Origin of the sequence: uncultured Streptococcus sp. (genome assembly GCF_963528215.1) — a bacterium.
Lineage (GTDB): Bacteria > Bacillota > Bacilli > Lactobacillales > Streptococcaceae > Streptococcus.
Genome location: NZ_CAURVL010000001.1, coordinates 137,603 through 152,554, shown reverse-complemented (window position 1 = coordinate 152,554; position 14,952 = coordinate 137,603). Strand labels below are relative to the sequence as shown.

Annotated in this window: 12 protein-coding genes; 1 reads left to right on the top strand and 11 read right to left on the bottom strand. The window is 46.7% G+C overall.

Features of this window, described 5'->3' with window-relative positions; translation table 11 throughout:
* Positions 1 to 35: 35 nt before the first annotated feature.
* From RWS24_RS00715 to RWS24_RS00700, 4 genes are all read right to left on the bottom strand, one after another.
* Positions 36 to 509, bottom strand: a complete 474-nt coding sequence (locus tag RWS24_RS00715; protein WP_314364580.1) for a hypothetical protein — start codon at positions 507 to 509, stop codon at positions 36 to 38.
* Complete coding sequence (locus tag RWS24_RS00710; protein WP_314364577.1) at positions 490 to 1,401, bottom strand: phosphodiester glycosidase family protein; 912 nt, start codon at positions 1,399 to 1,401, stop codon at positions 490 to 492. Before RWS24_RS00710 ends, RWS24_RS00715 begins: the two co-directional genes overlap by 20 nt.
* Entirely contained in the window at positions 1,398 to 2,447 is a 1,050-nt protein-coding gene (locus RWS24_RS00705) for a bifunctional glycosyltransferase family 2/GtrA family protein (protein ID WP_314364576.1), read from the bottom strand. Before RWS24_RS00705 ends, RWS24_RS00710 begins: the two co-directional genes overlap by 4 nt.
* A 313-nt stretch (positions 2,448 to 2,760) precedes the next feature.
* On the bottom strand, positions 2,761 to 3,582 hold the full coding sequence (locus RWS24_RS00700) for a PrsW family glutamic-type intramembrane protease (RefSeq protein WP_314364574.1): 822 nt from the start codon (positions 3,580 to 3,582) through the stop codon (positions 2,761 to 2,763).
* 160 nt (positions 3,583 to 3,742) lie between these two features.
* On the opposite strand from RWS24_RS00700, the gene RWS24_RS00695 reads away from it, so the two are divergent.
* Complete coding sequence (locus RWS24_RS00695; RefSeq protein ID WP_314364573.1) at positions 3,743 to 6,781, top strand: AAA family ATPase; 3,039 nt, start codon at positions 3,743 to 3,745, stop codon at positions 6,779 to 6,781.
* 79 nt (positions 6,782 to 6,860) lie between these two features.
* Here RWS24_RS00695 and hutG read toward each other — a convergent pair whose 3' ends face one another.
* From hutG to ftcD, 7 genes are all read right to left on the bottom strand, one after another.
* Positions 6,861 to 7,850, bottom strand: a complete 990-nt coding sequence (gene hutG / locus RWS24_RS00690) for a formimidoylglutamase (protein WP_314364572.1) — start codon at positions 7,848 to 7,850, stop codon at positions 6,861 to 6,863.
* A 142-nt stretch (positions 7,851 to 7,992) separates the two neighbouring features.
* The gene (gene hutH / locus RWS24_RS00685) at positions 7,993 to 9,534 is read right to left on the bottom strand and encodes a histidine ammonia-lyase (protein WP_314364571.1); all 1,542 of its coding nucleotides are present in this window, start codon (positions 9,532 to 9,534) and stop codon (positions 7,993 to 7,995) included.
* 35 nt (positions 9,535 to 9,569) lie between these two features.
* Entirely contained in the window at positions 9,570 to 10,910 is a 1,341-nt protein-coding gene (locus tag RWS24_RS00680; protein WP_314364570.1) for an APC family permease, read from the bottom strand.
* A gap of 76 nt (positions 10,911 to 10,986) precedes the next feature.
* Positions 10,987 to 11,586, bottom strand: coding sequence for a HutD family protein (locus RWS24_RS00675; RefSeq protein ID WP_125342192.1), 600 nt, complete (start codon positions 11,584 to 11,586; stop codon positions 10,987 to 10,989).
* A gap of 12 nt (positions 11,587 to 11,598) precedes the next feature.
* On the bottom strand, positions 11,599 to 13,272 hold the full coding sequence (locus RWS24_RS00670) for a formate--tetrahydrofolate ligase (protein ID WP_048777176.1): 1,674 nt from the start codon (positions 13,270 to 13,272) through the stop codon (positions 11,599 to 11,601).
* Between the two features lie 66 nt (positions 13,273 to 13,338).
* The gene (locus RWS24_RS00665; RefSeq protein WP_125342193.1) at positions 13,339 to 13,965 is read right to left on the bottom strand and encodes a cyclodeaminase/cyclohydrolase family protein; all 627 of its coding nucleotides are present in this window, start codon (positions 13,963 to 13,965) and stop codon (positions 13,339 to 13,341) included.
* A 14-nt stretch (positions 13,966 to 13,979) separates the two neighbouring features.
* Complete coding sequence (gene ftcD, locus RWS24_RS00660; protein ID WP_314364564.1) at positions 13,980 to 14,879, bottom strand: glutamate formimidoyltransferase; 900 nt, start codon at positions 14,877 to 14,879, stop codon at positions 13,980 to 13,982.
* Between the last annotated feature and the right edge of the window lie 73 nt (positions 14,880 to 14,952).

Genomic DNA, 14,952 nt, shown 5'->3' with positions numbered 1-14,952 from the left:
AATAAAAACCTCAGATTTTTCTGAGGTTTTTTGGTTTATACTTGACTATAGCTTTCACGACGACTTAGTTCTGCGTCTTCTTTTTTGCTGGGTATTGGCTGTTCTTGGCATTCTTTATTCCACACACTGCGAGTAAAGACCATGGAGAATAGAGCTAGAGCTATAAAGACTGCTCCCACATACCAGTAGGGTATATCCAGTGTCGTGGAGCGGCCAGATAGGTTGACGATGCCACGGAAGAGCATGCCGACTGTCATGATGGCTACAGCTGAGTTCCAGAGGTTGAGGGTGAGCCGAGAGAGGTTAGGGATGACCTTCATAAAGAGCAGGAGGAGGATGCCGCCTGCTAGAGGAATGGCAAAGAGATAATGCATGTGGCTAGATGTTTCGCCGAAGCTGAAGGATTCATAGATTCTGCTGAAAGCAAAGAAGAAAATAGTTAATAGTGCGTAGATAAGGGCCGTTTTTCTAAATCGTTTTTTGCTGGGATTAGTAACCGATGTAGACAATATCACTCACCGACCTTTCTGAGATAGTATTTCCGTTGGTTGTAGGTTTGTTAATGACCTGACCGTTAAAGTAAAGTGTAGAGGAGCCGCCGCCATCAAGATTGTAGGCTGTCTTGACACCGTAAGATTTCATGATTTTTGCCAACTGGTAGAGGGAAAGTCCCTCGCTTTCTGAGGTCCGTCCGTCTGAAACGATGATAATGTAGTGGTTTTCATCAATGATACCGATAGCAGTCCGAGGATTGGAAGACATGGACTGGCCGACTTCGGAGTTGGTATCAACGACAATCTCGCCATTTTCTACGAGGGATGGGCCGAAGGCCAAGAGATTGACCACACCGTCTTTGACCAGTTGATCGGCAGAGACTTGGTCTTCATAGATAATCTTGAAGGAGCCGTCTTTGTAAATAGCTAAATCCCCATTGCTGGAGTCTTCTCGGACGGTATCGCGGTAGACGACGCCATTGCGGATGACATAGCCAGTCGTATTGGCTCCATAGTAGTCGCCGTTAACCGCTAGGATAGCATTGTTGTTAGCAGCCGTTTCTGAGGTCTTGGCGGTGACATTGTTTCCGTAGGTGTTTTGGGCAAAGGCCGTTTTCAGGTATTCTGATGAGCTGACGGTCACATCAGCGATGTAGACCTGGGTGTTGCTGACGGTCTTTTCAGTCAACGTGACCGAGATGTTGTCGTCTGAATAACTGGTATCCGTCACAGTCGCTGTTTCCGCAGCCTTGCTGGCAGCCTCGGCATTGGACGACGAACTTGCGCTTGAAACCGTGGAAATGGTCTCTGCGATGACAAAGGTTTTCAGCATGGAGTAGCTGAAGGAAGCTGTCAGAAGCAGCCCAAAAATGGAGGCGTAGGCATAGCGTTTCTTTAAAAATTTCATGATGCGGTGTGTGTCCTTTCCTTAAAAATAAATCTCTTTTGGACCATCCAGGAGACGGTGAAGAGTAAGATGCCGACGATAATTTTGACAATCAGAAGATTAAGACCAAAGACAGCATAGAAGAGGCGAATCAGCAGTGTGTCTAAGATAAAGAGTACTACAGCTAGGCTGAAATAGCCAGTTCCTGTCTTGAGTATACTGTCGTCGTTCTTAAAGACCAGCTTTTTATTGGTCGAATAGTTAAAGATTGAGCTGGTCACGCGGGCAATCCCGTTAGCTAAAAGTATTCTCAGGCTGGTCGGCACAGCGGCTAAGAATAAGAGAGCCAGTGCATAGACGATGTAGTCGACGACGAAACTGCTGAGAGAAGTCAGGGCGAATTTGAATATATTTTTATAAATCATGAGCCCATCCCGAATCGGCCGGAAGTGCGAGCCTTGATTATCATTGATATAGACCGTCTCAATGGGCACTTCCAAAATGGGATATTCCTTGCTGGCTTCTAAGAGCATGTTCATTTCATACTCATAGCGCTGGCCTTCTACCTTTAGCATAAAGGGAATCATGTTGGTCGTAAAGGCTCGTAAGCCTGTCTGAGTATCGGAGACACCCACCCCAGTCTGAAGCTTGAAGAGAGTCCGAGTCAGACTGTTACCGAAGCGGCTGCGCAGAGGCACCTTGCCAGTAAAGGCGCGCGCTCCCAGAATCAGCTGATTGGGATTTTCAGAAGCCTTGCTCGCTACACGGAAAATATCCCAGACCTTGTGCTGGCCGTCCGCATCTGCTGTTATCACCGTTCCATAGATTTTCAGTGTTTGGATAAAGGTGAAAGCAGTTTTTAGCGCTTGCCCTTTGCCTTGATTGACCTGATGACGGAGCACGGTCGCGTACTGCTCTGCCTGCTCAAAGACTATCTGGCATTTAGATGAGCTGCCGTCATCGATAACAATGATATGAAAATCACTTTTATGGTGAATTTTTTTTATCAGCTTAATAAGATTATAATCAGGCTCATAGGCCGGAATCACTAGAAAATCCATATCCATACCTCTTTCTTAGATGATTTGTAGAAAGTATACAGACTGCGGCTTAAAAATTCCTAATATAAGTTAGTTTTAAGAAAATGTTAACATTTCTTTAAGGAAAGAGCAGAGGTAGAATGTGGTAGAAATGCGATGGGAAGAGGGGTTGAGGTGAAGTTGTGGGATGAATTATAGAGTATGAAAGGTGATTTATGTATATACTTATAAAAACTAGAAAATTCAAATGTTGGCAATCTATTACTATGATTCAAATATAAATATTGGGAAAATATTTTCCTGCAACAAAAAAACGGCCATAACGGTCGTTTTTTTGATCTTACTCCACTTCCAATTCTTCTTGGTCGATTTTATGGGCTGTTCGGTAGGCTTGGTAAAAGATAAAGACAGCCAGAGCAGTCATAGCTGGTACGATGATTGGGATGTCCGTTTCGATTGCAGTCAGCGGTGAGTTCCAGAAGAAGTGGAGAACGAAGGCTGCTAGGAAGTAGAAGAGTCCTGCTCGGAAGTAGTTTTTCTGAGTTTTGGCATAGCGTAGCATGAGAGCCAGACCGAGAGTGGTCAGGGCAGTGTAGAGCCAGTGAGAGGCAACGCCGCCAGTGATGCGGCCTAGGATACCAGAGATAGTGAAGGAGAAGCCTTCGGGCAGGTCAGAGAGGATATAAGAGAAGTCCTCGCTAATCTGAAAGCCCATGCCAGCCGTAATGCCCAGCAGCAAAAAGGATTTGAGCTTTTTGACGGGCACTAGATAGACAGCAAAGGCAACTGCCAACAGCTTGAGGGGTTCTTCAACCAGCGGAGCTGCGATAGCATTTTCTAGGTCACTGAGCAGAGTATTTGGGAAGCTGGTGCTGACCCACTCGTGGATATAGGTATTAGCCAAGCCAGAGGTCCAGCCAGAAATGAAAAGGCCACCTAGCAGAGCTACCCCAAGGCTAAGTGCAGGCGTCTGCCATTTTTTTCCCAGTTGACGAATCAAAAGCAGGGCAGGGACGATATAGAGCAGAGCCAAGAGGGCTGACAGTCCGACAATCCCATAGGAAGTACCTGACATACTGCCAGTAGTATAGGCTTGCGTCTCGTATTCTAAGCCAATCGCGCTCAGAAGGAGAAAAATGAAAAGAACAATATTTTTCTTCATAAGTAACTTTCTAAAATTTTATTTTCATCCTAGTATAACAAAAAAATCCTAAATAAAACCAATTTAAAAACTGGAAATTAAGGGCTGGTATAATACTTTACTTGCCAAACTGTCTCTTTTTGTTTATATTAGTTCTATAAGGTTTCTTGGAGGCGTTTGCATGACGAAAGATCTGTTGAGGTTGAAATTGCTGGGAAGTCCGAGTGTCTTTCTCAATCAGGAGGAAGTCTTTTTTCCTTTTGCCAAAATCAATGCTCTGCTTTACTATCTCCACATCAATGGAGCAGTCAATCGGGAGGAGATTGCAGGAATCCTCTGGGAAAATAAGGATAATCAGACCGCCAAAAAGAATCTGCGCAATACAATTTATCAAGCTAACAAGCTACTAGGTGGGGAATGGATTGTCGCTCCCAACCGGACTGTGCTGTCGCTTAATCCCGAGTGTGCGATTGAAAGTGATGTAGAACTTTTTACGGATCATCCTGCGGAGCATCTGTCGCTCTATCAAGGGGATTTTCTGCAGGGCTTCTATCTCAAGGACAGCGAAGCCTTTGATTACTGGGTGTCTAAGATGCGGACGCGATATGAGCAGCTTTATATCCAAGCCTGCTACCAACAGCTGGAAACAGAAAAAGATCATCTGGATTTGGAAGAGGCTGAGCGGAATTTGCGCCGCTTGATCAGCATTGATGAGTTTGATGAGAAGAACTACCATCTGCTCATGAAGCTCTATCAGGATAATGACCGGCCTGGCAAGGTGATAGAGACCTACTACAAATTGGTCAATATTTTGGATAAGGAACTGGGTATTAGCCCTACGGAACCTATCCAGCAACTATATCATGAGGTGCTTGCCAAGGACCGTAGCGAGCGTAAGACCAAGCAGTTTCTGCGCAATACGGACCACTTTTTCGGGCGGGTCGATGAAATCAAGCGCTTGGAATCTTATTTCTCTAAAGTGATAGAGACTCAGGAGGCTCGTGCTCTGGTTCTAGTCGGTGGTACTGGTATTGGAAAGCGGACAGTGACTCGTCAAGTACTGGCCAACCAGACCAAGTATTTCCAGATTGTTATGGCCGAGTGCTTCAAGGAAGAGATGAAGTCAGAGCTCCAGCCTTGGCGTGGTTTGCTGGACGGCCTGGGGGACTTGGTTATTCAGCACCAGATTCTCTCTATCAGTCAGTGGCAGGTCATTTTGGAGAGTTATTTTCCCATTTTGACAGGCGGCACTTCTGGTCTTCAGTTGGATGCGGACAAGCTGGCTCAGTTTGTCGTGGATATTCTGCAGAAGATTTCTAAGAAAAAAGCTTTGATAATCTTGATTGAGGACTGTCACTGGATGGATAAGTCCAGCGTTGCTGTCCTAGAGCAAGTTATGAATCATTTGACCGGCTATCCTGTGGCCTTTGTGCTGACCAAGCATCTGAGTACCCCTTCTTATTTGGAACATTTTTTCAATCACCTGCTGGTACGCAATAAGCTGGGCTTTATCGAGCTGCAGCCGCTGAATTTTAAGGATAGTGCGGCTTACTTGCAAGCCCAGACAGGTCAGATAGCCATCCCTGAGGATAGGTTAGGAGATATTTATCGGGTCAGTCAAGGCATCCCTTTCTTCCTGTCGGAATATGCTGAGCAACTCCTACGAGGAGAGAAGTTTCATCCGCTGACTCCGGCCATCAAGGCCAAGCTGTCCTTGAAGCTGGATTACCTGAGCAGTCAAGAAGAGGAGTTGGTGGACTATCTGGCCTGCTTTAGGGCTCCTGCGTCGGTTTCGCTCTTGGCTAGGCTACTAGGTTTGCCGATGGAAGAAGTAGTCGAAATCACTGAGGAGTTTGGATGGAAGCAGCTGTTGGTGGAAGAAGAGCAGGGCGAGGACTTGGTAGTGCGATTCAGCCAGGAGCTTTTGAGAATTTACGCCTATGAGCGCTTGTCACTCGCTAAGAAGCGAATGCTGCATCACCAGATTGCCCAAGGCATGGAAGACCAGCTGGGAGACTCTCTCTATCATGCTCAGTTGCTCAATGAAATCGCCTATCACTACAAGATGTCCAAGCAGCCGATTAAGTCTCTGGAGTACGAGCTGCATTATCTTGAGGCCACCTTGCAGTTTCATCACGAGCTCTTTCCGATTTATTCGCGTGAGTTTGGTTTTATCGAAAAGACGGATGATAGCAATCAGTCAGCGGTTTTAGACCAGTTTGACCGTATCCGTCGGGAGATAGAGGGCTTAGAGAGAAAACATCAGAATCACAAGGATTTTCAGCTATTGGTTCTTCGCTTCCTCTATCTAGAAGGGCGCTATGCTATCCGGACGGGGAATTACCAGCAGGGGATGGATAATATCCAGCAGGTGATTATTTCGGCCAAGGAGCTGCAGCAGATGGATTTTCTCCTAGAAGGCTATCGGCAGATGATTTATTACTGCATCCAGACGGAGAATATCCCAGAGATGCGCTACTATACGGAGCTGGCTCTGGATGCTTCGGTCCAGGCCAATAATCACGAGGCCATTGCTATCAATCTCCGGCTCAAGGGACTCTATCATCTCATGATTGGGGATGAGGAGCAGTCGCTTCACCATCTCTATCAGTCTATTGATTGTTTCAGCTTGACGGCTTCGCTGCGTTCCAAGTACTCGATTCAGATTGCGGCGGCTCTAGACTATCTGGCAGAGATTGAGCAGATTCGCGGGAATTTCACGACTGCGCTGGCCCATCAGAAGGAGGCCATTAAGTTGACGGAAAATAAAACAGCAGAGCCTTCGATTTTTGCTTTCTATATCGGCTTGGGCATGACCTATTATCAGCTGAAAGATTATGAACGGGCGGAGCGGATTTTCCTTAAGGCGAAAACAGCTCTGAAGTCCCTCAGTTTCCCTTGGAAAGAGACCCAGTTGGAAGTTTATTTGGCTTTGATTGGCTGTGAGAAGAGAGATTACCAGCCGATGCTTGATCTGCTGCGGAAAAAGGATAGTCTCATCAGTCGCTATGGCAATCCGAGGGACAAGGGGCTGATCTACTATCTGATGGCTGTGATTAAGTATCGCCTGCTGACTGGCAGCTTGCAGGAAGCAGGCTTTGAAGACTTGCTAGATCAGGACTTTGAGACCTACTATGAAACAGCCAAAAGCCAGCTCAATCCCTACCGTGACCGGCACCAACTAAAGGAATTAGAAAACTTACGCCAAGGCCTATCTTAGGTATTAAACACAAAATAAAAGAGGATGAAAGCTATGTTCATCCTCTTTTGATGTTTGTAATGAAATTTTTAAATGTCCATCAATCATGAGCTTGGGCCCAGACTTGGGTCAGGTAAAAGACAAAGCTGGCTGCCAGATTAGCCGTATGGTTGTCTATATCGTGAGGAGGAGAGACTTCGACGATGTCAAAGCCAATCAGTTTGCCTGAGGCGGCGATGTGCTGGAAGACCAGAACAGCTAGATTGGGATCCACACCGAGAGACTGAATGGCACTGACACCAGGAGCGGCACCAGCTGAGAAGCAGTCAATATCAATGGTCAAATAGACCTGCTCCTTGCCAGCCAGAAAAGTATCAACCGCCTTGCAGACTTCCTTGTAACCCATTTGATACATATCCATTCCAGTCAGAAACTGGATAGCCTTGGATTTTGCCACAAAGTCAAAGAGAAAGAGATTGTTATTGTGCTCCTGAATCCCTAGGATAAGGTAGTTAAAGGCCTGCTTCTGAGCCAGAGTGTCATCGAACATCTGGCGAAAGCCGGTACCAGAGTTAGGACCAGTCTGGTCATAGGGGCGCAAATCAAAATGGGCATCCATATTAATAACGGCCAAGTCTTGGTCAGGAGCTAGTGACGACTTAAGTCCCAGATAGTGGCCGTAGGCTGTTTCGTGGCCGCCCCCTAGGACAATAGGCCGGAGATTGAGCTCTCGCAGGCGTTTGACTGCTCGAGCCAAGCTTTGCTGCAGCTGCTCCAGAGAGCGGTTAGGCCCGTCAATATCGCCAACATCAAAGACGCGAACGCTCCTGCCCAGATGCCAAGGAAGCTTGGCCAACTGGGTTCGGATAGCTTGTGGTCCTTCGACAGCCCCCACTCGGCCGTGGTTGATATAAACCCCTTTGTCACTCTTGAAGCCAATCAAGGCAAAGTTGACGCCGTCAAAGGGTTTTAAGTTAGGGTCATTTAAGTCCAAAAACTCAATAACCATCCCCCACTTGGCAGCATATAAATCATCATCCAGTCTCTTATGATAGTAGCTGTTATCTAGCTGATAGTAATCTTCTAACATGATTTTGTCCTTTTCCATAACGATACTTGCGACTTTATTATAAGAGTTTCCACCAAGCCTGTCAATGACTTTTGGCGGGAAAAGAAGCCCAGCTGAATGAGAGCGGGCTTCTTAGGTTAGCTTTTTTACAGAGTCATCAGCTTTAGAATTGAATGGTCAAGTCCACAGCCTTTTCAACTGCTGCTAGGAATTCTTCGTTTTCAATCAGCTCAGAAGCCTTGTTGAGCTCTTCGTAGATTTCAATGTCCTTATCAAACTCGATAAAGCGGACATGCTGACGGAAGAGGTCATAAGCTGGCTTGGTTCCCTTGCCTAGTTCATGATTTTCTGGTTTCAGATCTAGAGCTTGGCAGGCTGCCATGATTTCTGTTGCCACGATGCGGCGAGAATTCTTAAGAATTTCAGCTGCCTTACGTGCTGCAGTAGTTCCCATGCTGACAAAGTCTTCTTGGTTTTCACAAGATGGGATAGAGTCTACGCTGGCTGGATGAGACAGAACTTTGTTTTCAGATGCGAGTGAAGCACAAGCATACTGGGTAATCATAAAGCCAGAGTTGAGTCCTGGGTGTTTGACTAAGAAGGATGGAAGCTTGCTCAGTTGGCTGTTGACCAAACGTTCTACACGACGCTCGGATACATTTCCGATTTCAGAAATAGCGATGCCGAGGAAGTCGAATGGCTGTGCCATTGGTTCTCCGTGGAAGTTACCGCCTGAGATGACGTGGCCTTCTTTTGTGATGATTGGGTTATCTGTAACTGAGTTAATCTCAATCTCGACCTTGGTCTTGACATAAGCGATAGAGTCCTTGCTGGCACCATGAATCTGCGGAATACAACGCAGGGTGTAAGGGTCTTGGACCCGTTGTTGAGTGGCTACGGTTGTGTTGCCACTGCCTTCCAGCAGGTTGCGGATATTGCGGGCTGTAGCTAGCTGTCCGCTCTGAGGTCTAATGGTATGCAGGTCTTCTTCGAAAGGACTGGTAATACCATTATGGACTTCCATGGAAAGAGCACCAGCGACATCTGACAGCTTAAGCAGCTGGATGGCATCATAGGTAGCCAGAGCTCCGATACCTGTCAGGACAGTCGTTCCATTAATCAGCGCCAGCCCTTCCTTGGCTGCTAGAGCAATTTTCTCGATACCAGCTTTGTCCAAAGCTTCTTGTCCAGAGAGCAATTCACCTTGATAGTAAGCGCGCCCCAGTCCTAGCATAGGCAGAACCATATGAGCTAGCGGTGCCAAGTCACCAGAAGCACCGAGAGAGCCTTTTTCTGGAATGAATGGCACGACGCATTTATTGAGTAATTCCAGAAGTTTTTCGACAGTAGAGAGCCGAATGCCAGAATAACCCTTGACCAAGGAATTAATCCGAATTAACATAATCGCACGGACTGCATCTTCTGGCAGGGGATCACCATAGCCTGAGGAGTGCGTACGGATTAGGTTTTCTTGCAGTTGAGTCGTATCTTCTGGTGAGATGCTGACATTGCAGAGAGAGCCAAAGCCAGTTGTAACACCGTAGACTACCCGCTTTTCGCGGACGATGTCATCCACGATTTTGCGGGAAGCTTCTACAGCTTTCTTAGCTTCTTGGTTGATTTCGCAGGTGGCTCCATGTCGGGCTACTGCGATAACATCTTCAAGTGTTAGACTGTTTCCGTCTAAGTGAATCAATTTTGACATGTAAAATCCTCCATGATGGGATATAATGCTTAGAGTTAGTCAGGGTTAGTAGGAACCTTTTTTCGGCCGTGCATAAAGAAGTATACTAAGCTGGCAACAGCGGCTCCAATGACACCATAAACGACGTTCATCGGATTATCAGCTACAATCATAACCAGGCTGACAACAACAGCTAGGATAGGGATGACAGGGCCGAATGGTACGCGGAAGACAACCTTCTTTTCTGGATACATTTTTCTGAGTTTCAAGACCGCCAAGGCAGTTGGGATGTATTGGAAGAAACGGAAGACCACGCTGAGGGTAGCCAGTTCTTCAAATTTTCCAGAGAAGAGCAGAGCGATTGAGAATGCTCCAGAGATTAAGATAGCAACTACAGGAGCGTTTTTAGCATTGGTTTCTGCAATTTTCTTAGGCAGCAAGCCTTCTTCTGCGATAGCTGCTCCAAAACGCGGTACCATGATGGATTCCCCGATATTAAGACCTGCGATAGAGATGAGGGCACCGATAGAAACAATCCAAGCGCCTGCAGGGCCGATCATTTCGACAAAAGCATCTTGTACAGAAGCATCTGTTTGCAAGATACGGCTACCCAGCATAGCGATGGTTCCAGCGATAATCAACATATATAGAACAGATACAATACTGATAGAGCCCAAGATAGCCCGAGGCACATTCTTTTCTGGGTTGCGCATTTCACCGGCAACGATAGACATGGTTTCAAATCCAATGAAGCCGTAGAAGATATAGACAGCTGTGTTGGCAACGGCAGTCATGACATTGGTTCCAGGTTCAAGCTGTAGGAAAGGAGTGAAATTTCCTTTATCTACTCCGCCTTTGATAAAGAAGATAGCACATGCTGCAAAGGCAATGATTGGGATTAACTTAGCTACAGTTGCAGTGAGTGTGAAAATTTTTGAGGTCTTCAAACCAGCAATGTTCATTAAGCTGAGCAAGATAATCAAAGCGATACTAAGCAAACGCTCGTAAGGAGTGAAAGCTGGGAAGGTAATGACAAAGAGTCGGGCAAAACCAGCAGCCATAGCTGACCAGGCAATACCAGTTACGACCCAGCCTAGGAAACCAACGTTAAATCCAATGAAGTCTCCAAAGGCTGCTTTGGAATATTGGAAGGCTCCACCGTTCTTGTTAAAATAACCAGCAGTTTCTGCCAAGCAGACGGCTAAGAGAATAACGAGGAGTGCTGTTCCAAGCATGACAGCCAGAGAGGCAGGACCAAGTCCTTTATAAATCTTTTGCGGTAGGAGGAAAATACCCGAACCGATAACGGCATTGATACCGTAGAGAGTTGCACCGGAAAAGCTAAATTTCGCTTTTTCCTGTTCTTGTTCTTGTGCAGTGAGTTTAGTTGCATCCATAATAATGTTTCTCCTTTAGAGATATGGCGATCCTCTCCAAGTAAAGATAGAATGGTGACAAGGCATTATGGTATCTTTACTTAGTAGGGATGTGGGTCAAACCAGCCCAAATAGCGAGGGGAGCGCCCTTTGGCTGGTTACTCGAAAACATTATATGCAGCTCAGTTTCCTGAGTCTCTTTTTCCACTATCAGAAGCTGCTCTGCCTCTAGGTTAAGTGCTGGCAGGTTTGTTCCCGTCACCGTCAGATCCTCTAAGGCATAAATAAATTGAATTTCGTCATCTCGGCTAAGCTCTTGCTCATTGAAGATGGCAATCATCTGTCCCTGATAATGGTCGCTGTAGATTAAGTTAAAGTCGGTACAAGTCCCCCGACTTGTGATATCATCACTCCCTTCAAAGATATAGGGAGTAAAGGGAGCTAGAACCGTTTCCTCCTGCTGGCTTGCATTGTGGAGATGAAGTGTGTGGTCCAGGCTCATGAGAATGCGGTGAAAGCCGCTGAGGTCAGAAAAATGACTTTCAGGCAACTCCACAGTCGCTGTTGAGAGCCGATAGTCAAAGTCCCGCTTGCCATAGTGGCCAGTTGGCGGGGAAAGATAAAGCTGTTTCGTCTTTCCCCCCGACCAATCGGAAACTTGAAAATCCTTTGCTATTAGAAGGGTTACATTTGTCATTTTTGGTATTTATTAGAACAAACCGCTGATATTGCCGTCTTTGTCAACATCAATCTTTTCGCTGGCTGGTACTTTAGGCAGTCCTGGCATGGTCATAATCGCACCAGTCAGAGCGACGATGAAGCCTGCACCGGCAGAAACTTTGAGCTGGCTGATAGTCACAACAAAGTCTTTAGGTGCGCCTAGCTTTTTAGCATCGTCTGAGAAAGAGTACTGCGTCTTAGCCATACAGATAGGATAGTTGGAGAAGCCCAGCTCTTCCAGTTGTTTGAGCTCGCGTTTAGCAGCAGGAGTCAGGCGAACGCCCTTGCCTCCGTAGACCTTAGTAACAATTTTGTTGAGCTTGGTCTCAATGGAGTCCTCTTCATTATATACAAATTGGAAGTGATTGTCTCCTTCGGCCAGTTCCACGACTTTTTCAGCCAACTCTTTGCCACCGGCTCCGCCATTGGCCCAGACGTCGGAAATCACGACGTCAACGCCGCGTTTTTGGCAGGCGTCATAAACTGCTTGCAATTCTGCTTCGGTATCCAGCGGGAATTTATTGATGGCAACGACTGCTGGCAGGCCATAAACATCTTGAATGTTTTCCAGATGTTTTTCCAAGTTTGGCAGACCATCTACAACGGCTTGGACATTTTCTTCAGCTAGGTCGCTCTTAGCCACACCACCGTGCATCTTGAGAGCGCGGATGGTAGCAACCAGAACTACAGCCGATGGACGAAGGCCAGATGTACGACACTTGATATCAATGAATTTTTCAGCACCCAGATCAGCACCGAAACCAGCTTCGGTGACTGCATAGTCGCCATATTTGAGAGCTAGTTTGGTAGCCAGGACACTGTTACAGCCATGAGCAATGTTAGCAAAAGGTCCACCGTGAATCAAGGCTGGTGTGTGTTCCAGAGTTTGAACCAAGTTTGGATGGATAGCGTCTTTGAGCACAGCAGCCATAGCGCCACCAGCTTTCAGATCCTTAGCAGTTATTGGCTTACCTTCAAAGCTGTAGCCAATGATGATTTTTTCCAAACGGTTCTTGAGGTCGGTAATATTTTCTGACAGACAGAGAATAGCCATAACCTCAGAAGCAACTGTAATGTCAAAACCATCTTCACGTGGAACACCGTTGACTTTACCTTGCAAGCCGTCTACGATGTGGCGCAGTTGCCTGTCATTCATATCCACTGCCCGCTTCCAAGTGATGCGGCGAGAATCGATACCTAAGGCATTTCCATGATGGATGTGGTTATCAATGAGGGCTGCCAGCAGGTTGTTGGCAACACCGATGGCATGAAAGTCACCAGTGAAGTGGAGGTTGATATCCTCCATGGGTACAACCTGGGCGTGCCCACCGCCAGCAGCTCCGCCCTTGATACCAAAGACAGGTCCGAGTGAAGGTTCCCGCAGAGCGATAACGGCTTTTTTACCGATAGCAGCCAAAGCATCAACCAATCCGACAGAAGTCGTGGTCTTGCCTTCTCCTGCTGGTGTCGGAGAAATAGCTGTCACGAGAATCAGTTTGCCGTCTGGCTTGTCTTTTAGAGCTTCCAGTTGGCCGGCACTGATTTTTGCCTTGTAATTTCCATAAAGAGACAAGGCGTCTTCAGCAATTCCAAGCTTTTCTGCAACCTCTTTGATGGGCTTCATTTGAACCGAATTCGCAATTTCAATATCTGATAAAACCATATTGTTACCTCTTGAGAAAAGGAAGCCCATTCATGGGAAAGAGTGGGCTCCTCTTCCGTTTATCTATTAGACAACTTTCAAAATTTCTTGATAAATTTCATCTGCTAGAGCGCAGCCTTTTTGTAGGAGCTCTTCCCCCTTGCTGCGGTAGTCTGCGACGAATACTTCATCCTTGACGCCTGACAGGTTGATGAGGACATTGAGCCAAGCCCCTTGCAAGCCAGCCTTAAGATTGAGAGCAGCTACTCCCAGGTCGCTGGCAGCGTTGGTATTGGACTTGCCGACAGCTTTTTGAGTTGTTTGCAGGGCAGCCAAAATGTCTTCCATCATGCCATAAGGTGACTTGGTCGCTTCCTTGAGGGCTTGTTGCATCGCTTCCCGACGGGCAGCCTTGTCTTCCTCTGTCTCCTTAGGCATATCAAAGACGGCGGAGACCAGATTGAAGGCTTCAGTGTCCTTGTCAATAGCTACGAGCAGCCTTTCTTGCAGTCGAGCGCTTTCTGCATGCACTTGAGCGATTTCTGCTTCAAATTCTGCGTATTTTTTCTTGCCAAGGGTTAATTCACAGACCATCTTAGTCAGGGAAATACCGTTCGCTGCTGAAAGAGCAGCGGCAGAGCCGCCTCCTGGTGCAGGAGCATCTGAGCCTAGGACTTGGGCAAATTCTGTCAAGCTTAAATCTACTAATTTCATAGGTTTCTGTCCTCCTAGCCCAGCAAATGGTTTTCCAGAACTTGCTTGCCGTAGTCAAAGTCTTCGATTTGCAGATAGTATTCTGCTGCGTCAATCAGAGCCTTAGCTGGAGCCAAACCGATGACTTCTGAGCCGAGGATTCCAACTCCGTAACGCTTGGCTTCAAAGCGAACAGTTTCAAAGACGCGATAGAGCGGGAATTTTTCCAGATTAACCATGTTGATAGAAACCTGAGCAATGTTGCGGTCTTCCAGCATAACGCCGATAGCTTTACAGTACTTGTAGCCACCGCTTGATCCACGGATGATTTTGGCAATATTGTTGGCAATTTCCAGATTGTCTGTATCCAAGTTGATGTTGTAGGCGATGAGCGGCATTCTAGCTCCGACAGCAGTGACACCAGCAGTTGGGTGAATCTTTCTTTCACCGTAGTCAGGCGCCCAGTCAGCTTCCAAGAGTTTTTCAGGCATGCCTTCAAATTGTCCTTTGCGAACCTTAGCCAAGTTCTTACGCTCTGGATGAGTCGCTGCATCTTCATAGAGGAAGATAGGGATACCGAGCTCACGATTGATTCGCTCAGATACTGTCTTCGCAATTTCTACGCATTCCTCACTTGTGATGTCCTTGATAGGTACAAAAGGCAGGACATCAGTTGCGCCCATACGAGGGTGTTCGCCTTGGTGCTTGGTCAAGTCAATATTTTCAGAAGCGTATTTGACCAAACGAAAGGCAACTTCCTGAATGTTTTGATCATCACCGACCAGGGTAAAGACGCTACGGTTGTGGCTGGCATCAGAAGAGTGGTCCAAAAGTGTTACGCCTGGCACGCTCTTAGCTGTTTCCACTAGACCGTCAATGACCGCTTGGTTGCGGCCTTCAGAAAAGTTAGGAATACATTCAACAATTTTTGCCATAAGATATTACCTCGTGTTATATGTTATTAAAATTACAAAGTGAATAAAGTGGAACTTCCAGCTGAGCTAGATG